We start from the raw sequence: 21260 nt of genomic DNA, 5'->3' as shown, positions 1-21260 counted from the left end.
TTCGAGCCCCTTCCGGCGAAGTGTGGTCGGCGTCAACCGACAGGTCGGAGAGTCGATTCTACCCGTCGCGGCTGTGTGCTACCGCACGGCCGGCGGGGACCCGGGGCCGAGACCGTCCGGCCGTCGAGCGCACGGTCTCCACGAACAGCCGGTGTACACGGTCGTCGCCCGTGATCTCGGGGTGGAAGGAGGTCGCGATCACGGCGCCCTGGCGCACCGCTACCGCGCGACCCGCCGCCGGTCCGTCGGGCACCCTGGCGAGGACCTCGACGTCGGGCCCGGTGGTCTCCACCCAGGGCGCGCGGATGAACACGGCGCGGACCGGACCACCGTCGAGTCCGGCCATGGGCAGATCGGTCTCGAACGAGTCGACCTGCCTGCCGAAGGCGTTGCGCCGCACGACGATATCCAGCGCGCCGAGGTGCTCGGCGTCAGCGGTCGTGTCGAGGACACGGGAGGCGAGGAGGATCATCCCGGCGCACGATCCGTAGGCGGGAAGCCCCTCCTCCAACCGCGTCCTCAGCGGGTCGAGCAGATCGAAGACCCGAAGCAGACGGCCGACGGTGGTGGACTCGCCGCCCGGCAGGACGATGCCGTCCACCTCGTCGAGTTCGCGTTCGCGGCGGACGGCGATCGTCCGTGCGCCCGCGGCCTCGAGTGCGGCGCGGTGTTCGCGCACGTCGCCCTGCAGTGCCAGAACACCGATCACGGGTGAAGAATTCGTCACGCTCGCCTGCCTGTCCGTTCGGGGTCGCCGGTGCGCAGGATGCCGCGACGGACCGTCGCGATCAGGAATCGCGCAGATAACGCGTGAGACCTTCCTGCACCACCGCGGCGACCATGTTGCCGTTGCGGTCGAAGATCCGCCCCTGGGTGAGTGCCCGCCCCAGCCCGGCGGAGGGCGACGTCTGGTCGTAGAGCAGCCAGTCGTCGGCACGGAACGGTCGCAGGAACCACATCGCGTGGTCCAGCGAGGCACCCTGAGTCCGCTCGTCGTGGTGACCGACGCTCGCCGAGCCGAGCAAGGTCATGTCGCTCATGTACGCGAGCGTGCAGACGTGGAAGACCGGGTCGGCGGGCAGTGCCTCGCGCGAACGGAACCACACCTGTTGCTGCGCCGCCATGCGACGGGAGGCATCCATCAGATCGCGAGGGACGAACCGGAAATCCCATTCGGCCCATTCCCGTTTGGCCCACGACAGGGTGGCGTCGTCGATCACGCTCTCGGGATCCGGGAGAGATTCCGGATCCGGCACCCGGGGCATCGTGTCCTGGTGTTCGATGCCCTCGTCGCGCACATGGAAGGAGGCCGACATGGTGAAGATCGGCTTGCCGTCCTGGACGGCGGTCACGCGCCGGGTGCAGAAGGAGCGCCCGTCGCGGATCCGGTCGACGAGGTAGACGATCTGCATCGTGGGGTTTCCCGGGCGCAGGAAGTAGCCGTGCAGCGAGTGCACACCGAAGGCGGGGTCGACGGTCCGCACGGCCGAGACGAGCGCCTGCGCCGCAACCTGACCGCCGAACGTCCGAGGTAGCAGCGTCTCGGTCGCTATGCCTCGGAAGATGTCGTTCTCGATCTGTTCGAGCGCCAGGATCTGCTCGATCTTCGCCATGGGAACTCCTTCTGTGCACCGTACGGAAGAAGGCTAGCCGCCCGGACGAGCAGTGCACGCTCGGTCCCCGTCGAGTCGTGGGAGGACGGGGATCGCTATCACGTAGCGAATGTGACACTCTCTGGAGAACGGAGGGGGCACGATGCGACAACTCATCGACGTGGTGAGCAGGAATCATGTGACGATCACCGGCAACCGCGAGGGTCCGGCGCTGGTCCTCGCCCACGGATTCGGTTGTGATCAGCACCTGTGGCACCTCGTCGCGCCGCTTCTCGAACCGGAGTTCACGATCGTCCGGTTCGACCATGTCGGCTCGGGGCGTTCGGACCCGAGAGCGTGGGATCCCGAGCGGTATTCGCGTATGGAGAGTTACGCCGAGGATGTCGTCGACGTATGCCGGGGGCTGGACCTCGGTCCGGTCGTCTTCGTGGGTCATTCGGTCAGCGCGACGATCGGCGCCCTTGCTTCCGCCGCAGCCCCGGATGCCTTCTCCGCGCTCGTCCTGCTCGTGCCGTCCCCGTGCTTCGTCGACGATCCCGCGACCGGCTATCGGGGCGGCTTCAGTGCCGCGGACATCGACGAACTGCTCGAATCCCTCGAAGCGAACTATCTGGGCTGGACCGGGGCCATGGCCCCGGTCATCATGGGCAATCCGGACCGTCCCGAACTCGGCGACGAGCTCACCGAGATCTTCTGCCGGACGGACCCCGAAGTGGCCCGGATCTTCGCCCGGGTTACCTTCCTGTCGGACAACCGCGCCGATCTGGCCGCCGTTCCGGTACCCAGCCTCGTCGTCCAGTGCGCGCACGATGCGATCGCTCCTCGGGAGGTAGGTGCGTTCGTTCACGAGCAGATCCCCGGCAGCGAACTGGTGACCCTGAACGCGACGGGCCACTGCCCCCAGCTCAGCGCACCGGACGAAACCGCTGCCGCGATCGCGGCGTTCGCACGAAGGATCGGGTGACGACGACGGATCGACCCCTCGACTCCTGGCCCGAGCACGGCGACACGCTCTACGAGAACGCGCCGTGCGGTTTCCTGACGACACTTCCCGACGGCCGGATCGTCGATGTCAACCGGACACTGCTGCACTGGCTCGGATACACGAGGGAGGAAGTCGTCGGCGAGCGGTACTTCTCGGATCTGCTCACCGTGGGCGGACGTCTCTACCACGAGACCCACTACGCTCCGATCCTCCTTCTGAAGCGTGAGATCAACGGAATAGCACTGGAACTCGCGCGCAGCGATCGGACCCGCCTGCCGGTCCTGATCGCCTCGACGGTGGAGTCCGATCCGGAGGGCCGGCCGCTGCTCGTCCGCACCATGTTGTTCGACGCGCGTGAGCGGCGGTCCTACGAGACGGAGTTGCTGCGCGCCCGGAGGGAGGCCGAACGCGAACGCGAACGACTCCGGCGGATAAACGCCACACTGCAAGCGACGCTTCTTCCCCCGGCCCTGCCCCGGGTGCCCGGCCTCGAGGTCGACGCCTACTACCACATCGCGTCGACCGACGAGGTCGGTGGCGATTTCTACGACCTGTTCCCGGCGCGGGCCGGAACCTGGGGACTGTTCCTCGGCGACGTATGCGGCAAGGGCGCCCGCGCCGCGGCCGTGACCTCTCTCGTCCGGTATACCCTGCGCGCCGCGGCGATCTACGATCCCGATCCTGCCGCCGTGCTCACGACGCTCAACACCGCTCTGCTCGACGAGAGCAACAGCGACGCGCGAGCACCCTTCTGCACGCTCGTCTTCGGTACGGTCACACCCGACCTCGCCTCCGGGAACGTCGAGGTCCGCTTCGCGTCGGGTGGGCATCCTCCACCGATCCTCGTGCGCTCCGACGGCAGCACCGGCTACCTCCCCACCGTCGGAGGGCAACTGATCGGGATGCTGCGTGCCCCGCGACTCGCCGAGCACACCGTCGTCCTCGCTCCCGGCGACACGCTGCTGCTGTACACCGACGGTGTGACCGAGGCTGTCGTCTCCGGCGACGAACACGAACGGTTCGGCGAAGAGCGACTGCTCGAGCACCTGCGCACCGCGAGCCCGACGAGCCCCGGCGAGGCGGTCGGTGCCGTGCGGGCGGTGCTCGATGCCCTCGGTTCGGGTGTGCAGGACGATGTCGCCCTGCTCGCTCTCCGCGCGCCCGGCTGAGTCGCTCACCAGCCGCGTTCGGCGAGGCGGTGGGGCTGCGGGATCTCGTCGACGTTGATGCCCACCATCGCTTCGCCGAGGCCGCGGGAGATCTTGGCGAGCACGTCCGGATCGTCGTGGAAGGTGGTCGCCTTGACGATGGCGGCCGCACGCCGGGCCGGATCGCCCGACTTGAAGATGCCCGAGCCGACGAACACACCCTCGGCGCCCAGCTGCATCATCATCGCGGCATCGGCAGGGGTGGCGATGCCGCCGGCAGTGAAGAGGGTGACGGGCAGCTTACCGGCGCGGGCGACCTCGACGACGAGATCGTAGGGCGCCTGCAATTCCTTCGCCGCGACGTACAGTTCGTCCTCCGGCAGGGAGGTCAGCCGGCGGATCTGCTGACGGATCCGGCGCATGTGGGTGGTGGCGTTGGAGACGTCACCGGTCCCGGCTTCGCCCTTGGAGCGGATCATCGCAGCGCCTTCGTTGATGCGGCGCAGCGCTTCACCGAGATCCGTCGCGCCGCACACGAAGGGCACCGTGAACGAGAACTTGTCGATGTGGTTCTCGTAGTCGGCGGGAGTGAGCACTTCGGATTCGTCGATGTAGTCGACGCCGAGGGACTGCAGGATCTGAGCCTCCACGAAGTGGCCGATCCGCGCCTTGGCCATGACGGGAATGGAGACAGCCTCGATGATGCCCTCGATCATGTCGGGATCGCTCATGCGCGAGACTCCGCCCTGGGCACGGATGTCGGCAGGCACCCGCTCGAGAGCCATGACGGCAACCGCTCCGGCGTCTTCCGCGATCTTGGCCTGGTCGGGGGTGACCACGTCCATGATGACGCCGCCCTTGAGCATTTCGGCCATGCCGCGCTTGACGCGGGCGGTACCGGTGGTGGGGGCGGGGACGGGACTGCTCATGGTGCTGTTCCTCCGGGGCGACGATTCGACGGAATACCGGGGCACAGGAGTACCGCGGCGCGCCCAGCATAGGAAGCACGAAACAGCCAGTTCCATATCCAGTTGAGAACCACTGGACTGCTTCGATCGAACAGTCACACACCATTCGTACAAGGACATGCGAGTTCGATGCCGGAAACGGGCCGACCACCGGTCCAGTTTCCACGAACTGGACTGCACATTATCGGTGGGCCACTCGCGTATTCAGTGGATCGGGCGCATCTCCGGTTCGCGACGTCCGGCCGCGATCTGCTTCGCCTCGTCCAGCAGGTCGGCGAGATCCTGGGGGAAGACCGCTTCGCCGGTCCGCACGAGCGTCGCCACGTCCTCCGCATCGAACCAACGATGCTCGAGGTTCATGTTCCGTTCGAGCTCGGTGAAGCCGTTCGCGCCGGGCTCGAACGACGGGACCTGCACCGTGAAGAACAACTCCTCGGAATGGAGGACCTCACCGTTGAACGGGAACACCGCGACGCGACGCCAGATCGGGCCGCACAGACGATCCGGCTCGATCTGCAGGCCTGTCTCCTCTGCCATCTCCCGGACCGCGGCGACCGCGAGGTCCTCCCCTGGTTCGACCGCGCCACCGACCGTGAACCAGAAACGGTTGTCGGGTGCGGCAGGGTCGTGCCCGCGGAGCAACAGGACGCGGCCGAGCTCGTCGAGAAGCACCACCCGCGCCGAGGTCCGTAATCGGTCCGGTACGGGTGCGGTGCGGCTCGCCGGCACGGGGACGGCCGTCGCGCCCGCCGTGGCGACCGCATCCGCACGTTCGGCGATCTCGAAATAGGTCGGCAGGGGCGCCGTTCCACCGAGATGCAGCCACCGCACAGGACGACGGGTGCGCAGCGCCAGCGTGTCGCGGACCGCGTCGTTGTGGAATCGCCTGGCGATGAGCACACGCGCTTCCGCGTCGGCGAGCTCGGCGACGAGCTGCGAGCGCAACCGCCCGGCGTCGAGTCGCGCGAGCGCGGCCGACAGCGCGTTCTCGGCCGCCTCACGACGACTGCGGTCCGCCCGCTCGGCGGCATCGGCGAGCAGTGCCAGGCTCCGGCCCTCCGAGACCGGGATCGACGCTGCGATACTGCGCACGACCACCGCCCGGCGGGCCAGCGCAGCATCGAGAGCCTGCCAGGACAGATCGGAGCGCACGTGCAACCTGTCGAGACGGTTCGCCGTGGAGTACGCCCACGCCCCCACCGCGACGACCACCGCGGCCACCAGGGACAGAACCAGGATCGTGGCGGCGCTGAGGGTCACGACCGGACCTCGCGCACCGGACCGGCCCCGACGGTGACGGTCTCGTAGACCCGCAGGATCTGCTCCGCGACGACGGGCCAGTCGTACGCCTCCACGACGGCCGAACCGGTCTCCACCAGGGCACGTCGACGATCCTCGTCGTCGAGGACTCCGAGGATGCCCTGCGCAAGGGCATCGGCGTCACCGACAGGGACGAGAACACCGGCCTGCCCGTCGCGCAGCACACGACGGAAGGCGTCGAGCTGGGAGGCGACGACCGCAGTGCCGGAGGCCATGGCTTCGACGAGCACGATGCCGAAACTCTCACCCCCGAGATTCGGAGCGCAGTACACGTCGGCACTGCGCATCGCCGATGCCTTCTCGTCGTCGTCGACCTGCCCGAGAAAGCGGAGATTGCCGGCGTGTGATCCGGCTTCGCGGCGCAAGCGATCCTCGTCGCCGCGTCCCACCACGAGGATCTCGATGTCGGGATACTGCGCGACCAGGGCGGGCAGGGCGCCGAGCAGCACCTCCATACCCTTGCGCGGCTCGTCGTACCGGCCGAGGAAGAGCACCGTACGGCCCGGGCGCGGATAGCCGGGCAGCAGGGAGGCGTGCCGGAAGAACGGCACGTCCACCCCGTTCGGGATCTCGACCGCATCGGCTCCGAGGGAGGTCACCTGCCAGCGCCGGGCCAGTTCGGACACCGCGATCCGGCCGCTGATCTTCTCGAGATAGGGCTGCAGGACACCTTGGAACGTGCTGAGCACCAGAGATTTCGTCGTCGAGGTGTGAAAGGTGGCCACGATCGGGCCTTCGGCGACCTTCAACGCGAGCATCGACAGGCTCGGCGCATTCGGTTCGTGGATGTGCAGGACGTCGAAGTCGTTGTCGTTGATCCAGCGGCGGACACGGGAATAGGACACCGGGCCGAAACTCAGCCGGGCCACCGACCCGTTGTACGGGATCGCGACCGCGCGACCGGCGGACACCACGAAGTCGGGCAGGCAGGTGCTCTCCGAGGCCGGCGCGATCACGCTCACCTCGTGCCCACGCGCGATGAGAACCTCCGCGAGGTCCACCACGTGGGCCTGCACTCCCCCGGGAACGTCGAAGGAATACGGGCACACCATCCCGATCCGCACCTACGCCTCCATCCGGGCTCGGCGAGTCTCCGACAGATCGTCGAGCCACAGAGGCTGCAGCATATGCCAGTCCGCAGGATGGGCTGCGATATCGGCCGCGAACCGGTCGGCGAGTTCCTGGGTGGCGCGGTCGATCCCGACGCTCACGTCGATCTCCGGATGGACCCGGAAGCCCCACCCGTTCTCCGTGAACCAGCAGTGCACCGGCAGCAGCGCGGCGCCGGTCTCGATCGCGAGCTTCGCAGGACCGGCGGGCATCCTGGTGGGCTCCCCGAAGAACGTCACGGGAACGCCCTTGCGCGCGAGATCGCGCTCACCGAGCAGGCAGACGATCTTGTTGTCGCGCAACCGGGCCGCCAGTTCCCGGAACGGAGGTGACTCACCCCCGTTCGCCGGGAAGATCTCGAAGCCGAGCCCTTCGCGATACTCGACGAACCGCCGGTAGAGGGACTCCGGTCGCAATCGTTCCGCCACCGTCGTCAGCCCGCCGTAGAAGCGGACACACCACACTCCGGCGAGGTCCCAGTTGCCGCTGTGCGGCAACGCGAGGACGACACCCCGCCCCTCTGCCAGGGCCCGATCGATGTGCTCTCGGCCTTCCACCGCCGAATCCACCGACTTGGCCGCCGCGTCGAGATCCATCGAGGGCAGCCGGAACGCCTCACGCCAGTAGCGGGCGTACGACCGGAGTGCGTCCCGGATCAGTTCGTCGGGCACGTCGTCCGCCGGTACCCCGAGGACACGCCCGAGATTGCGTCGCAACTGCTGCGGTCCGTGTCCGCGTCGTGCGGCGATGTCGGCTCCCGCGTCGAACAGACGGCAGGCCAGGCCCTCGGGCAGCGCCCGCACGAGCCGCCAGCCCGCGGCGTAACCCAGATCGGTGGCACGCTCGGCGACGCTCATCGCTCTCCCCCGTCCTCGTCCGCGGCGGTGTCCGTGCCGCCGGAGGGCGCGAGGGGCAGCAGATCCCGCGCGCCGGCGGAGTTCCGGACCGCGAGCACCCGCTGGAAGACCGTGATCACCGAACCGACCGCGAGCAACCACATCGCGATGTGGATCGCCCAGTCGAGTCCGAGACCCGTCAGACCGGCGCCCACCAGGACGATGACCAGGCGGTCGGGTCGTTCGATCAGGCCACCATCGGCGGACAGTCCGCTTGCCTCGGCACGTGCCTTCGCATACGAGATGACCTGCGACGACACAAGACAGATCAGCGTGGCGACGAGAAGAGGCCGGCTCTGTTCGCCGTAGACCGCCCACCAGGCCAGTCCGGCGAAGATCGCGCCGTCGGCCACCCGGTCGCAGGTCGCGTCCAGGACGGCCCCGAATCGGGTCCCTCCGCCACGAGCACGCGCCATCGCGCCGTCGAGCATGTCGAACATCACGAACAGCCAGATGACGAGGGTTCCCCAGAACAGCTGACCCATCGGGTAGAAGGTCAGAGCGGCAGCGATCGTGGCGACCGTGCCGATGAGCGTGACCGCATCCGGGGTCAGCCCGGTTCGGATCAGGGCCTTGCCGAGCGGTGCGGTGGCCTTCGACACCGATGCACGCCCGAAGAAGCTCAGCATCCTGCGACCCCTGTCTTCACGTCCGACCGTTCTGTCCGGAACCTGATCGTGCCATGCGGCATGCCGAAGTTGCGCAGGTGGTGCACGGAGTCCTCGGAATCGAACGAATCGTACGCGCGTCGCGATCTCGCCGGCCTACGGAGCGTTCTCACTCGTCCCATGCCGAGGCCAGCAGTGCGCGGGTGTCCCGCAGCAGCTGCACCATGACCTTCGAACCACCGAGAACAGTGATGAAATTGGCGTCGCCGCCCCAACGCGGCACGACGTGCAGGTGGAGATGCTCCGACAGCGAGCCACCCGCCGCAGCGCCGAGATTGAGCCCCACGTTGAAACCGTGCGGGCGCGAGACCCGCTTGATCACCCGCAGCGCACGCTGGGCGAACTCCATGAGCTCGGAGCTCTCCTCAGGCGTGAGATCCTCGAGATTCGCCACTCGCCGATAGGGCACGATCATCAGGTGGCCGGGGTTGTACGGGTACAGATTCAGCACCGCGTACACGAGTTCGCCACGGGCGACGACGAGACCTTCCTCGTCGGACATCTTCGGGATGTCGGTGAACGGTTCGTACGGCTCGTCGCGACCCCGCGGGGACTCGGTGATGTACGACATCCGGTGGGGTGACCACAGGCGCTGCAGGTGATCGGACTCGCCCACGCCCCGGTCGACCATCGACGCGGGATTGTCGTCGGTCGCAGGGATGTCGGCGGGGCCCGGAGTGCGCTCACCCGTCACGACAGGTCGCCTTCCCCGCCGGCCTCGACCAGTTCGGCGGTGGGCGATGCGTTCTCGCGCCGGCTCACCCAGTCGGCGACGATCTGCACCGCCCGGTCGACCGGCACACCGTTGACCTGGGTGCCGTCGCGGAACCGGAAGCTCACCGCACCGGCGGCGACATCGCGCTCGCCCGCGAGCAGCATGAACGGCACCTTCTGCGTGGTGTGATTGCGGATCTTCTTCTGCATGCGGTCGTCGGAGACGTCCACCTCGGCCCGGATCCCCCGGGCCTTCAGCTTGCCGACGACGTCGAACAGATGATCCTCGAAGTCGGCGGCGACCGGGATTCCCACGACCTGCACCGGCGACAGCCAGGCGGGGAAAGCGCCGGCGTAGTGCTCGGTGAGCACGCCGAAGAACCGCTCGATGGACCCGAAGAGCGCGCGGTGGATCATGACGGGCCGGTGCTTCGCCCCGTCGCTGCCCGTGTACTCGAGTTCGAATCTCTCGGGCAGGTTGAAGTCGAGCTGGATCGTCGACATCTGCCAGCTCCGGCCGAGCGCGTCCTTGACCTGCACCGAGATCTTCGGGCCGTAGAAGGCCGCGCCGCCGGGATCCGGTACGAGGTGCAGGCCCGAGGCTTCGGCGACCTCGCGCAGCGTGTCGGTCGCCACCTCCCACAATTCGTCGCTGCCGACGAACTTCTTCGGGTTCTTCGTCGACAGTTCGAGGTAGTAGTCGTCGAGCCCGTAGTCCTTCAGCAGGTCCAGGATGAAGGTGAGCACACTCGTCAGTTCGTCGCGCATCTGCTCCGGGGTGCAGAAGATGTGCGCGTCGTCCTGCGTCATGCCGCGCACCCGGGTGAGCCCGTGGATGACACCGGACTTCTCGTAGCGGTAGACGGACCCGAACTCGAACATGCGCAGCGGAAGCTCGCGATAGGACCGCCCACGGGACCGGAAGATCAGGTCGTGCATGGGGCAGTTCATGGGCTTGAGGTAGTAGTCCTGCCCCGGCTTGCGAACGGAACCGTCCTCGTTCAGCTCCTCGTCGATGTGCATCGCCGGGAACATGCCGTCGCGGTACCAGTCGAGGTGACCGGAGACCTCGTACAGCTGTCCCTTGGTGATGTGCGGCGAGTACACGAACTCGTATCCGGCGTCGACATGCCGCTGGCGCGAGTAGTTCTCCATCTCCTGGCGGATGATGCCGCCCTTGGGATGGAAGACCGGAAGACCGGATCCGAGTTCGTCGGGGAACGAGAACAGGTCGAGTTCGGTGCCGAGCTTGCGGTGGTCGCGGCGCTCGGCCTCGGCGAGGAGTTCGAGGTGCTCGTCGAGTGCCTCCGTCGACTCCCACGCCGTGCCGTAGATGCGCTGGAGGTCGGCGTTGTCCTGGTCTCCGCGCCAGTATGCGGCGGAGCTGCGGGTGAGCTTGAAAGCGGGGATGAACTTGGTGGTGGGCACATGCGGGCCGCGGCAGAGGTCCTTCCAGACGAGCTCACCCGTGCGCGGGTTGAGGTTGTCGTAGATGGTCAGTTCCTTGCCACCGACCTCCATCACCTCGGGATCGGGCTCGAAGTCGCTGTTCCCGGACTTGTCGTCGATCAGTTCGAGCTTGAAGGGCTCGTCCTTCAGTTCCTCACGGGCGTCCTCGACACTCGCGACGACGCGGCGGGAGAAGCGCTGCGCGTCCTTGATGATCTTCTTCATCCGCTTCTCGAGCTTGGCGAGATCCTCGGGCGTGAAGGGACGCGCGACCTGGAAGTCGTAGTAGAAGCCGTCGCGGATCGGCGGACCGATGCCGAGTTTGGCCTCCGGGAACTCCTGTTGCACGGCCTGGGCGAGGACATGCGCCGCCGAATGGCGGATGACGCTGCGCCCGTCCTCGGTGTCGGCGCCGACGGCCTCGACCTCGACGTCCTCGTCGGGCGTCCACGACAGATCCCGCAGGGCACCTTCGGAATCGCGGACGACCACGATCGTCTCGGGTCCCTTGGTGGGCAGACCCGCGTCGCGGACCGCCGCACCTGCAGTGGTTCCCGCGGGCACCCGGACGATCGTGGCTGGTTTCGCGGATGCGGGCGTGGTCACTGTGACGGGCTCCTCGGCTCGATGCCTGATACGTGGTCGTCGCCGGCACGCGCAGTGTTCGGTGATCGCACAGCGCACGGCAACCTCATCATGCTATCGACATCGGCGGCGAGGACGAACAACAGGGAGCCGATCGACAAGGACCTCGGGGAAGAGCCGTCAGGGGCCCGGAGGGTGCTGGGAGCCGCTCGACGGCTCAGAGGTGGCTGAGGCCGGTCAGAACCCTTTCGAGCAGTTCCACGTCGGGACCCACCCGATCGACGGTGCGGTGCACCGTGATCTCGCCGGTCGCCGCGAGATCACCGACGAGCACCCTCGCGACACCGAGAGGAATCTGCGCGAGTGCCGCGATCTCCATGATCGATCTCGGTTGCGCGCACAACGCCAGCACGAGCCGGTGCTCGTCCATCGCCGGACCCGACTCACTGCCCATCGCCGACGGCACAGCCGACACGAGCGCCTCGAGTGGCAACTCGACCTCCGCCCGGGTGCGGCCCCCGCTCCGCACGAAGGGACGCACGAACGACGACGTCTCTGGTTGGTTCATGTCCTCGATTCCCACACTGGTACCGGTGCCCGCAATCCGGTCGGCTGTCTCCACTGCGGGCCGGTGCACCGCGGTCGCCGCGACTCCGCCTGCGGCGGGGTCCGACTCGTGGTGATCCCGTGGCAGCCCGGCCTGATCCGCCGGCCGCCGACGTCGACGGGACCGACCGGAACCGAATCTCGCTCCGGTCGCCCCCACGACCGGCCATTCGCTGTCCGCAACGCTCATCCGGACGTGTCCTCCTCGACGACCACGATCCTGCCATCACTACGCGCACTTCGGCCACAAGCACAACAGGTGTGCACACAGGCCACGCCGAGAACACGGGCGGCCCGGAGGCCATTCGGTTCGACAAGAAACTCGCATCCGCCGGCAGCCCGCCCCGACCGGGCGCCATGCACGTGCTCGACGATGTCAACAGGGTACGAAAAAAGGCACCCCCGTGGGGGTGCCCTCCGTCACTATCCATTTCGGTGGTCCCGGCTGGGATCGAACCAGCGACCTCCCCGGTGTGAACGGGACGCTCTTCCACTGAGCCACGGGACCGTGCCGCTTCGCAGCGGCTCGAACGGAATGGAACATTAACACGCTCTACGTCCGATGACGAATCGCCTGGTCGGAGCATTTCCGACGTGCCGACCATTCCTGGCGCCCCTCTGCGGGGGCCCTGACCGTGCACGCCGGCTCCTTCATCTGTGCGTCCCGTACGCGCAGGGCCGCCCCCGCGCATGCGACCGCACCCACCCTCGCGCTGTGCACTGGCAAGCCCGCAGCGGGGATCTGCGCGACGGTTCGGCGAATCCGTACGACTCCCGACGGGCGCCGATCATCGTGGAAACAGTGGTTTTGCGCCTCCGACCTGCAGATTTGTGTGTTTCGTAGATGCTCGGCTAGTGTTTTGAACCGCACCACGGAGAGCACGACGCCGAACGGTGCGAATGCGGATGTAGCGCAGCTGGTAGCGCATCACCTTGCCAAGGTGAGGGTCGCGGGTTCGAATCCCGTCATCCGCTCGAGAGGTTGGACTCGACCTTTTACGGTGGAGTGGCCGAGTGGTGAGGCAACGGCCTGCAAAGCCGTGCACACGGGTTCGATTCCCGTCTCCACCTCGCGCGATTAGCTCAGCGGGAGAGCGCTTCCCTGACACGGAAGAGGTCACTGGTTCAATCCCAGTATCGCGCACCAGGTTCGACCGGCACGTAGGTCGAATCGGTTCACCGAACAACGTGCACACGCGGATGTAGCGCAGCTGGTAGCGCATCACCTTGCCAAGGTGAGGGTCGCGGGTTCGAATCCCGTCATCCGCTCCACTCCGGCGACGAAAGTGCCGGCGCGATTAGCTCAGCGGGAGAGCGCTTCCCTGACACGGAAGAGGTCACTGGTTCAATCCCAGTATCGCGCACAGAAAGCTGAAGGCCCCCTTCGAATTCGAAGGGGGCCTTCAGCCGTTTCGGGCCCGGTCACCGGCGCTCCCGCAGCCGGCGGCCCGTTGCGGGGAGGTTCCCGCAACGGGCCGGTCCGGGTCATCCGCCGAGCTTGTTGATTCCCGCGATCATCCCGCGCAGCGACGACTCGTTCCCGGTCTCGCCGGTGCCCATCACCCACGCCGTGCGATCACCGGACCGGCACAGCAGGAAGGTCGCGGACATCTCCCCCAGCTCGTAGCGGTGGAAGGACAGGATCTCGATGTTCAATCCGAGGTCGTACAGCATCGCGGTCATCGCGGCGATGGGGCCGCAGGTCGTCGCGGAAGCGGTGTGGATCGTGTCCCCGACGGCGATGGTCGCCTCGAAGGCGCTGCGACCCGCACCCAGGGCGGTCGCCGTCCAGCCACCGAGTCGCACCGGTCCGTGCTGGGAGCAGTAGGTGGACTCGAATTCCGCCCAGGTCATGCCTGCGGCCTCCTCGCGCAACCCGCGAGGGAGGGCACGCCCGTGACGCGCCGAGAACGGATCGGCAGCAGTGCTGAAGGGGAACATCGGAGCGGTACCGGAGGAAATGAAGGCGTTCATCGTTCGTAGTGGTCTTCCGCGAGAAGGAAGGACCGACGCGTAGCTCAACGACCCGCAGCGAGGGGTCGGTCCGAATCAGACCCCGCTACGGCGGTGAACTACGAGTACGCGCTTCATAGCGGCGACGGTACAACGCGAGAGGCTTTCACGCAAGCAGCGTGAGCGGCTCCGCGTGACGGAAACGTGACCGGCCCGGCTGGAACCTGAGGGATCCCTCAGGTAGCGTGGATGGTGCCATCCCCCCGATGGTGTCGAACCCCAGCCATGACCCCCCATCCAAGGCTGGGGTTCAACCATTTCCGGACCGGTCCGACTGTGGCCACGCACCGGAACATCCCGTGCGTGCTTCACTGGTGTTCATGTCCATGCCACTCGGAGAAGCGGTCACCGTCGAAGAGGCGGGTATCTGGGATGCGGAGGCGATCGCTCAGGTCGCCGCAGCCACCTTCCCTCTCGCGTGCCCCCCGGGCGCCGCCGACGACGACATCGCCGACTTCATCGAACGCACGCTCAGCGCCGAGAAGTTCGCCGAATATCTGTCGTCCCCGGAGCGGATCGTCCTCGAGGCGCGCGCCGACGGTGAGATCGTCGGGTACCTGATGGCCGTGGACGCCGCCCCGAACGATCCCGGAATCGACGCCGTGATCACGGCACGACCGGCGATCGAGATCAGCAAGCTGTACGTCGTACCGGGGCATCACGGAGCGGGGGTCTCGGCCGCGCTGATGGACGCGATCCTCGCACGAGCAGCCGCGCTCGGACGGGCCGGATTGTGGCTCGGGGTCAACCAGGAGAACACCCGCGCCCGTCGCTTCTACGAGAAGCACGGCTTCTCGGTCGTGGGCACGCGCACCTTCGCTGTGGGCACACAGACACACGACGACTTCGTCATGCAGCGACCGGTGTGATCCGGCCGGGCCGTGCTGCGATCAGCCGGCCGCGACCTCGAAGCGGGACAGCGCGAGCAGACGGGAGGTCGCGCGCAGGTACTTCTTGCGGTAACCGCCCGCGAGCATCTCTGGCGTGAAGATCTCGTCGAGCTTCGCTCCGGCGACCGTGACCGGAATGCTCGCGTCGTACATCCGGTCGGCGAGGACGACGAGACGCAAGGCCACGGACTGATCCTTGGCGGGATGCACTCCGTCGAGGAAGACCGCGGGCACGCCCTCGACGAGCTTGCCGTAGCGGGACGGGTGCAGCGTGCTCAGGTGGGCGCACAACTCGTCGAAGTCGTCGAGTGTCGCACCCGGGATGCCCTCGGCGCGCTCGGCGAGCTCCGCCGAGCTGATCGGGTCGGGAGCGGGCGGCAGATCGCGGTGGCGGTAGTCGGGGCCGTCGACACGGATCGTCTCGAAGATGGATCCGAGCTTCTTGATCTCGCGCAGGAAGTCCTGGGCAGCGAAGCGGCCTTCACCGAGCTGCCCGGGGAGGGTGTTGGACGTCGCGACGATCGAGACGCCCCGGGCCGACAATTCCGTCAGCAGCCTCGAGACGAGCATCGTGTCGCCCGGATCGTCGAGCTCGAACTCGTCGATGCACAGCACGCTGTGATTCGACAGCTCCTCCACGGCCTTGTTGAAGCCGAGCGCGCCGACGACATGCGTGAGCTCGACGAACGTCCCGAACGCCTTCGGCGAGGGTGCGCTGTGGAAGATCGAGGCGAGCAGGTGGGTCTTTCCCACGCCGAAGCCGCCGTCGAGATAGAGGCCGGCGCCCTGCGACTGCGAGCGGCGCCCGAACAGCCCGCGCTTGCCGCCGCGGATCTTCCCGATCTTCCCGACGAACTCCTCGGCCGTCTTCACCGCGGCGGCCTGGCTGGGCTCGTTCGGATCGGGGATGTACGACGCGAAACTCACCTCGTCGAACATCGCGGGGGGCACCATCTGCGCCACCAACTGGTCTGCAGGCACCACCGGATTGCGATCGACGAGACGTTCGTGCATTCGTTCAGGGTACGGCCGGTGCATGGCTCGATCCTCACCCATATCCGGAATGCGACCTACTTCACAGGACGTTCACCCGGATTTCACAGCCGTTTCGGACACTTGTGCTTGATCGTCGCACCGGTTTCACCCCTGTGCCGCCGCACCTGGCAGGCTGTGCGCATGCGCAGAACGGGTGTGCTCGCCGTGGTGTGGATCGCAGTTGCCGCGGTGTCGGCCGCGTGCGGAGCAGGACCGTCGGTGCGTCCCGAGGTCGCCGTCGTACGGGACGACGCGGGCGGCGGGGTGGTCGAGCCCTCGCAGGACGAGCCTGCCGCGCCCGAACTGCCGGTGCCGTCGACGGAACTCGGCTGGCGCGACTGCACGGCGGAGTCGATCTCCTCGTTCGACGCCCCGGCCGGTCCGGACGGTCTCGTCCTCGAATGCGCGGAGGTCGTCACGCCGATCGACGTGACCGGCACCGTCCCGGGCACCTTCCCTCTCGCCGTGATGCGGGCACGACTGGCGGAGACCCCTGCCGACGTGGCGCCGCTCGTCATGACCACGGGCGCGGACACGGCGTCCACGAGGGCCCTCACCGGCCTGGCCACGGGCCCGATGTCCGGTGCACTGGCACTGCGGCCGATCGTCGCAGTCGATCGCCGCGGAATCGGCAGGTCGCTGGCGATCGAGTGCGTCTTTCCTGCGGACCGGCGTGGCCTGGCGGATCTGGGCCAATTCGGCCGCACCGGCGATGCACCCGATCGCGTGGCGGAACTCGGACGGCAGGCCACCGTCTCCTGCACCGATTACCTCCAACCGCAGCAACTGATGTTCGGGGCCTCGCACGCCGCCGACGACATCGACCGACTGCGGCAGGCATGGGGGGTGGACCGGATCGGACTCCTCGGCATCGGAAACGGGGCGACGGTGGCTCTCGCCTACGCCGCGGCCTATCCGGGCGCCGTGGGGCGACTCGCTCTCGACTCCCCCGTCGCGGCCACCGGAGATGCCGAAGCGATCGCCGAGTCCCGAAGCCGGGGCGCGGAGGCGGCGGTGGACGCGTTCGCCCGGCAGTGCGCGGCGCTCGACTGCGCACTGGGAGACGATCCCCGCGCCGCGCTCGAGGACCTGCACCGCCGCGCGCTGGAGGGCGACCTCGCGCCGGTCTCGGCCAATTCCTTGCTCACCGCGCTGAGCGGCGTCCTGGGCTCCCCGCGGGCGGATCTGCAGGCCCGTGTCCGCGAGGTGGCGGAAGTGCTCGCCGGCGCGGCCGGTGGCGACGTGATGCCGTTGACCGAACTCGTGGGCGCGGCCGAGGAGTCGCTCGGAACCGATGGCCAGTTCGTCGCACGCTGCAGCGACGGGCAGCGGTGGCCGACCCCCACACGTGCGGCCGATCTGGCGAAGAGCTGGGCGTCGCTGTATCCGCTGTACGGCGCCGATTCGGCCACGGCGCTCACCGCGTGCGCGGCATGGCCCAGCCTGCCTCCCCCGCCGCTTCCTGCCGCCCTCGACGTTCCGGTGCTGGTCTCCTCGGGCGCCGCCGATCCGATCGTGGGCAACGCAGGGGTGGAGTCGGTCACCGGCGTGCTCACCGCGGGAGGTATCCCCTGGGCGTCGCTCTCCTGGCAAGGTGCGGGTTACTCGCCGGTACTGCACTCGGGATGCGTGCAGGCCCGGATAGAGACGTACCTGGTCAGCGGGGAATTGCCCCCCAACGGCAGCCTGTGCCCGGCGTGATCTCACGGTGCCGGATTCCGTCCGGTACCGGGCGTGTGCGCGTGTCGGCGGCGGCGCGGTGTACCGTGCCGTAGTGTTCCTCAGAAGTCTCGAACCCCGGACCGCACGCACGACCGCCGAGGTCGTCAAGGTCATCGTATGGCCCCTTGCGGTACTGACGGTTCTGCACCGGGTCGTGGTCAAAGCGGTCAACGGATTTCGAACGGACGACTTCACTCCCGTCTACAACGCCGCGTTGGCCTTCCTCAACCGGCGGCCGGTGTACACCGCCGAATTCCAGTGGGTCGATCCCCACTATCTCTACCCACCGTCGGGCACCCTGCTGATCGCTCCGATCGCGGTGATCGACCCCGAGCGGTCGCGGTGGCTGTTCATCCTGGCGAACGCGATCGCGATCCTCATCGCGCTGTACCTGCTGTTACGCCTGTTCGGTCTGCGACTCGACTCCCCCCTCGCACCCGTGCTGGTCCTCGCGGCGTTCGCCTCCGAGACGGTCACGAACACGCTCGTCTTCACGAACATCAACGGCCTCGTCCTCCTCGGGCAGATGGCGTTCCTGACCCTGCTGCTCAAGCGGCGTGATCTGTGGGCGGGGATAGCGATCGGGCTGACGTTCGCGGTCAAACCCATCCTTGCGCCGTTGCTGTTGCTACCTCTCGTGCGCCGGCAGTGGAAGGTCTTCGTCACCGCGGCGGCGGTACCGATCGCGTTGACGATCATCGCCTGGCCCCTCTCGGTCGACGCGTGGCAGTTCGTCGAGCACACGGTCCCCTATCTGCTCGAGTCCCGCGACTACTTCAACAGCGCCATCGTCGGCAACGGCATGTACTACGGCCTGCCCACCTGGCTGATCCTCGGCCTGCGCCTGGTTCTCGCGGCGATGGTCGCGGTCTCGGTGTGGCTGCTCTACCGCTACTGCCGGCACGACGAGGTGTTCTTCGTGTGCACGACCAGCGGTGTACTGCTCGCGGCCTCGTTCCTGCTCGGTTCGCTCGGGCAGATGTACTACTCGATGATGCTGTTCCCGCTGCTGATGACGGTGCTGCTGCCGAATTCCGTGATGCGCAACTGGCCGGCCTGGCTCGCCGTCTACGGTTTCCTCAGCTACGACTCGTGGTTGTCGAGTCGCTGGGTGGAAGCCGGACGGGCCGCGGAGTACATGAAGACCACCTTCGGCTGGTCCCTGCTGCTCATCGTCGTGTTCGCGGTCCTGGTGGACCGCTATCTCGCAGCACGGCGTGAAGGCCGCCTGGCCGACGGCATCGAACCCTCGTTCCTCGTCGCGGAGAAGCCGGCCGTCCGAACGTGACGTGCGCGCCGGGCGCGGTTAGCGTGGAGTCCATGACCTCTGCTCCCCGATCGGAACCCGCACCCAAGGTCGTCCACAGCGACGAGGAATGGCGCGCGAAACTCACTCCTGCGGAGTTCGCCGTTCTGCGGCAGGCCGGCACCGAACGTCCCTTCGTCGGCGAGTACACCGACACCGAGACCGACGGTGTCTACGAGTGCCGGGCGTGCGGAGCCGAACTGTTCCGCAGCAACGAGAAGTTCCATTCGCATTGCGGATGGCCGTCCTTCTTCGATCCGGCGGACTCCGATGCCGTGATCCTGCGCGAGGACAACTCGCTGGGGATGCGGCGCGTGGAGGTCGTGTGCGCGTCGTGCCACAGCCACCTCGGGCACGTCTTCGAGGGTGAGGGTTATCCGACACCCACCGACAAGCGGTACTGCATCAACTCGATCAGCCTGCGCCTGGTTCCGTCGGAGTGATCCCGGCGGCGGCCAGCGCCCTCCACAGGGCGTCGGGCCGTTCGGCCGTGGCCAGCGGTTCGACGAGTTCGAACGAGCAGCCGATCGCCCGCGCGGCCCCGTCCGCCTTCTCGCTGTCCCCGATCATCAGGATGCGACGCGGATCCACCCCGAGCGCGTCGGCGGCGAAGCGGAAGATCTCCGGCTCGGGTTTGACGGCCCCGACCTCGAAGGACAGTGCGAACACTGAGACGAGGTCGTCGATCCCCAGCCGGGCGAAGGCCGGTCGCACGTCGAACGCGATGTTGCTCACCACCCCCACCGCGATCCCGTCACCGGCGAGCGATTCGATCACGGGCACCGTGTCCGGATAGACCGTCCAGCAGTCGGGATCTGTCACCTTCGCGTACAGCGCCGTCGCCTGCTCCGGGTCGGCGACGCCGGACCTGCGCAGGACCGTCAGATACGCCTCACGATGCCAGCGCGGCTCCCGATCGCGGTTCGTCCAGGCATGATGCTCGTCCGCGTCCATCTCCACCGGCTGGCCGGTGGGCGCGGTGAGCCGTCGCATCAGTTCGGCCTGCCGGTGCACGTCGAAGCGCTCGCCCTCCTCGTCGGTGACGTCCGCAAGCCAGCTCTCGTCCTCCTCGAGCCGGAACAGGGTGCCGGAGAAGTCGAACAGGACGGCATCGAAAGGTCTCGTGGCCATGCTCCCGAGGTTAGAGGGAAGCTTCCCGGCCGGTGGACCATCTCGAGCACTCCGAACCTGCCCGTTCGGCGGCGCAGGTCCGTCCCGTCGGCGAGAATCAGCCGTATGGGGGCTACGCGCACGAGTGACGTCACGAGTACGAAGCTGTCCGTCGTCGGCGCCGGCAGCGTCGGTACGGCGGTGGCCAACGCCTGTCTCATCCGGGGGTCCGCCGACGCGATCTCCCTGTTCGACCTGAATCCCGAGAAAGTGCGTGCCGAGGTCCTCGACCTCAACCACGGGACCCAGTTCGCACCCTCGTGCCGGATCGAAGGCGACGTCGACATCGCGGTCACCGCCGATTCCGATCTGGTGGTCGTGACTGCAGGAGCCAAGCAGCGTCCCGACCAGTCCCGGCTCGAACTCGCGGCGGCGAACGTCGCCTTGGCCCGGAAGCTGACTCCCCAGCTGCTGGCCGTCTCCCCCGACGCGGTGATCGTCTTCGTCAGTAATCCCGTCGACATCATCACGTATGCCGCGATCGAGGCGACCGGGGTCACCGACGGCCGGATCTTCGGATCGGGCACGGTGCTCGACTCGGGGCGGTTGCGATATCTTCTCGCGCGCCGCGCGGATATAGCGATCGAGAACGTCCACGCCTTCGTCGTGGGGGAACACGGGGACTCGGAGGTCGCACTGTGGTCCGGTGCGACGATCGGCGGGGTACCGGCGGAGAACTTCCGCATCGACGGGCTACCGGTGTTCGGCCCCGAGGTCCGTGCCGAACTGTTCGACGAGGTCGTCCGCAGTGCCTACGAGATCATCCGCGGCAAGGGCGCCACGAACCTCGCGATCGGCCTGGCGTCCGCGCGCATCGTGGAGGCGGTCCTGAGGAATCAGCGCCGGGTGCTGCCCGTCTCGACGCTGCAGACGGGCCTGCACGGACTTCGGGACGTCTGTCTCTCGCTACCGACGATCGTCGACGCCCGGGGTGCCCACACCGTCCTCGACGTTCCGCTGTCCCCGGAGGAAGCCGCGGGTCTGGCCGCCTCTGCGGCGACGCTGCACGAGGTGCAGGCTTCGCTGGACCTGTGAGTCCGGCACCTGCGGGACACGCCGGGT

At 67.7% G+C, this 21260-nt stretch carries 20 protein-coding genes and 6 tRNA genes; 12 read left to right on the top strand and 14 right to left on the bottom strand.

The genetic code is table 11. The annotated features are described in order from the left end of the window. Positions 1-58: 58 nt before the first annotated feature. Together pdxT and MOM01_RS05745 are read right to left on the bottom strand one after the other, a co-directional pair. The gene (pdxT, locus tag MOM01_RS05750) at positions 59-727 is read right to left on the bottom strand and encodes a pyridoxal 5'-phosphate synthase glutaminase subunit PdxT (RefSeq protein ID WP_241384417.1); all 669 of its coding nucleotides are present in this window, start codon (positions 725-727) and stop codon (positions 59-61) included. Positions 728-788: 61 nt separating this feature from the next. Next, positions 789-1613 (bottom strand): acyl-CoA thioesterase, encoded by an 825-nt coding sequence (locus MOM01_RS05745; protein ID WP_241384416.1) that lies wholly within the window; start codon positions 1611-1613, stop codon positions 789-791. Between the two features lie 142 nt (positions 1614-1755). Here MOM01_RS05745 and MOM01_RS05740 point away from each other — a divergent pair, with 142 nt between their 5' ends. Next, positions 1756-2577, top strand: a complete 822-nt coding sequence (locus tag MOM01_RS05740; protein ID WP_241384415.1) for an alpha/beta fold hydrolase — start codon at positions 1756-1758, stop codon at positions 2575-2577. Then, the gene (locus MOM01_RS05735) at positions 2574-3767 is read left to right on the top strand and encodes a SpoIIE family protein phosphatase (RefSeq protein ID WP_241384414.1); all 1194 of its coding nucleotides are present in this window, start codon (positions 2574-2576) and stop codon (positions 3765-3767) included. The genes MOM01_RS05740 and MOM01_RS05735 overlap by 4 nt, the downstream gene beginning before the upstream one ends. Positions 3768-3772: 5 nt before the next feature. On the opposite strand, the gene pdxS is transcribed toward MOM01_RS05735, so the two are convergent. From pdxS to MOM01_RS05690, 9 genes are all read right to left on the bottom strand, one after another. After that, on the bottom strand, positions 3773-4675 hold the full coding sequence (gene pdxS, locus MOM01_RS05730; protein WP_241384413.1) for a pyridoxal 5'-phosphate synthase lyase subunit PdxS: 903 nt from the start codon (positions 4673-4675) through the stop codon (positions 3773-3775). 243 nt (positions 4676-4918) lie between these two features. Next, on the bottom strand, positions 4919-5974 hold the full coding sequence (locus MOM01_RS05725; RefSeq protein ID WP_241384412.1) for an NUDIX hydrolase: 1056 nt from the start codon (positions 5972-5974) through the stop codon (positions 4919-4921). Beyond that, on the bottom strand, positions 5971-7098 hold the full coding sequence (locus tag MOM01_RS05720) for a glycosyltransferase family 4 protein (RefSeq protein WP_241384411.1): 1128 nt from the start codon (positions 7096-7098) through the stop codon (positions 5971-5973). The genes MOM01_RS05725 and MOM01_RS05720 overlap by 4 nt, the downstream gene beginning before the upstream one ends. Beyond that, the gene (locus tag MOM01_RS05715; RefSeq protein WP_241384410.1) at positions 7099-8001 is read right to left on the bottom strand and encodes a phosphatidylinositol mannoside acyltransferase; all 903 of its coding nucleotides are present in this window, start codon (positions 7999-8001) and stop codon (positions 7099-7101) included. It lies immediately after the preceding gene. Continuing rightward, positions 7998-8669, bottom strand: a complete 672-nt coding sequence (gene pgsA, locus MOM01_RS05710) for a phosphatidylinositol phosphate synthase (protein WP_241384409.1) — start codon at positions 8667-8669, stop codon at positions 7998-8000. Before pgsA ends, MOM01_RS05715 begins: the two co-directional genes overlap by 4 nt. A 148-nt stretch (positions 8670-8817) precedes the next feature. After that, positions 8818-9339: an HIT family protein gene (locus MOM01_RS05705; RefSeq protein ID WP_241384642.1), complete on the bottom strand. Its 522-nt coding sequence runs from the start codon at positions 9337-9339 to the stop codon at positions 8818-8820. 59 nt (positions 9340-9398) lie between these two features. Then, positions 9399-11477, bottom strand: a complete 2079-nt coding sequence (gene thrS / locus MOM01_RS05700) for a threonine--tRNA ligase (protein WP_241384408.1) — start codon at positions 11475-11477, stop codon at positions 9399-9401. Positions 11478-11673: 196 nt separating this feature from the next. Further along, a complete protein-coding gene (locus tag MOM01_RS05695) occupies positions 11674-12024 on the bottom strand; it encodes a DUF742 domain-containing protein (protein WP_241384407.1) in 351 nt (116 codons plus the stop codon). A gap of 474 nt (positions 12025-12498) precedes the next feature. Continuing rightward, positions 12499-12570: transfer RNA gene (locus tag MOM01_RS05690), tRNA-Val, on the bottom strand. A 394-nt stretch (positions 12571-12964) separates the two neighbouring features. On the opposite strand from MOM01_RS05690, the gene MOM01_RS05685 reads away from it, so the two are divergent. The 5 genes from MOM01_RS05685 to MOM01_RS05665 all read left to right on the top strand — a co-directional run bounded on the left by MOM01_RS05685 (position 12965) and on the right by MOM01_RS05665 (position 13426). After that, positions 12965-13037: transfer RNA gene (locus MOM01_RS05685), tRNA-Gly, on the top strand. Between the two features lie 25 nt (positions 13038-13062). Then, positions 13063-13133: transfer RNA gene (locus tag MOM01_RS05680), tRNA-Cys, on the top strand. A gap of 1 nt (position 13134) precedes the next feature. Next, positions 13135-13209, top strand: a tRNA-Val gene (locus MOM01_RS05675). Between the two features lie 49 nt (positions 13210-13258). After that, positions 13259-13334, top strand: a tRNA-Gly gene (locus MOM01_RS05670). Positions 13335-13354: 20 nt separating this feature from the next. Next, positions 13355-13426, top strand: a tRNA-Val gene (locus MOM01_RS05665). A 121-nt stretch (positions 13427-13547) separates the two neighbouring features. Here MOM01_RS05665 and MOM01_RS05660 read toward each other — a convergent pair. Beyond that, a complete protein-coding gene (locus tag MOM01_RS05660; RefSeq protein WP_241384406.1) occupies positions 13548-14036 on the bottom strand; it encodes a 2-isopropylmalate synthase in 489 nt (162 codons plus the stop codon). 359 nt (positions 14037-14395) lie between these two features. Here MOM01_RS05660 and MOM01_RS05655 point away from each other — a divergent pair, with 359 nt between their 5' ends. Beyond that, a complete protein-coding gene (locus MOM01_RS05655; protein ID WP_241384405.1) occupies positions 14396-14944 on the top strand; it encodes a GNAT family N-acetyltransferase in 549 nt (182 codons plus the stop codon). Between the two features lie 21 nt (positions 14945-14965). On the opposite strand, the gene zapE is transcribed toward MOM01_RS05655, so the two are convergent. Next, positions 14966-15979 (bottom strand): cell division protein ZapE, encoded by a 1014-nt coding sequence (gene zapE / locus MOM01_RS05650; protein ID WP_241384404.1) that lies wholly within the window; start codon positions 15977-15979, stop codon positions 14966-14968. Positions 15980-16141: 162 nt separating this feature from the next. On the opposite strand from zapE, the gene MOM01_RS05645 reads away from it, so the two are divergent. From MOM01_RS05645 to msrB, 3 genes are all read left to right on the top strand, one after another. Further along, a complete protein-coding gene (locus tag MOM01_RS05645) occupies positions 16142-17701 on the top strand; it encodes an alpha/beta fold hydrolase (protein ID WP_241384403.1) in 1560 nt (519 codons plus the stop codon). A 73-nt stretch (positions 17702-17774) separates the two neighbouring features. Continuing rightward, the gene (locus tag MOM01_RS05640) at positions 17775-19010 is read left to right on the top strand and encodes a glycosyltransferase family 87 protein (protein ID WP_241384402.1); all 1236 of its coding nucleotides are present in this window, start codon (positions 17775-17777) and stop codon (positions 19008-19010) included. 32 nt (positions 19011-19042) lie between these two features. Continuing rightward, positions 19043-19471: a peptide-methionine (R)-S-oxide reductase MsrB gene (gene msrB, locus MOM01_RS05635; protein ID WP_241384401.1), complete on the top strand. Its 429-nt coding sequence runs from the start codon at positions 19043-19045 to the stop codon at positions 19469-19471. Here the strand turns inward: msrB and MOM01_RS05630 are convergent. Further along, positions 19443-20159 carry an HAD family hydrolase gene (locus tag MOM01_RS05630; RefSeq protein WP_241384400.1) on the bottom strand — a complete coding sequence of 239 codons (717 nt, stop codon included), beginning with the start codon at positions 20157-20159 and terminating at the stop codon, positions 19443-19445. The genes msrB and MOM01_RS05630 overlap by 29 nt on opposite strands. A gap of 105 nt (positions 20160-20264) precedes the next feature. Between MOM01_RS05630 and MOM01_RS05625 the strand changes: the two genes are divergently transcribed. Continuing rightward, positions 20265-21233 (top strand): L-lactate dehydrogenase, encoded by a 969-nt coding sequence (locus MOM01_RS05625; protein ID WP_241384399.1) that lies wholly within the window; start codon positions 20265-20267, stop codon positions 21231-21233. Positions 21234-21260 lie beyond the last annotated feature (27 nt).

The organism is Rhodococcus sp. CH91 (assembly GCF_022554085.1).
Taxonomy (GTDB): domain Bacteria; phylum Actinomycetota; class Actinomycetes; order Mycobacteriales; family Mycobacteriaceae; genus Rhodococcus.
This window is presented reverse-complemented; position numbering and strand designations above follow the sequence as displayed.